Source organism: Halomonas marinisediminis (genome assembly GCF_004347715.1).
Lineage (GTDB): Bacteria > Pseudomonadota > Gammaproteobacteria > Pseudomonadales > Halomonadaceae > Halomonas > Halomonas icarae.
On the sequence record NZ_SLTR01000888.1, the window covers coordinates 1 to 219 of the forward strand.

The window sequence follows — 219 nt, forward strand, 5'->3', positions numbered from 1 at the left end:
TGGCCGAAATGACGATGGAGGGTCTTTATGATACGTCCGGTGACTGGGCGTATGATGTAGGTCTTCCTGGTAAAAGTGGGGTAGGCGGCGGCTTGCTTGCGGTGATCCCAAATGTTGGGGCGCTGGCAGCATTCTCTCCACGCTTAGATCCAATTGGTAATAGCGTGCGCGGTCAACAAATGATCAAACAAATTGCTCAAACCATGGGTTGGAATTTGT

1 protein-coding gene is annotated in these 219 nt (G+C 50.7%); it reads left to right on the plus strand.

Annotated features, from left to right (window positions below; translation table 11 throughout):
- Positions 1-219: glutaminase (locus tag E0702_RS18860; RefSeq protein ID WP_205742191.1), on the plus strand; the 219-nt coding region annotated here is incomplete at both ends.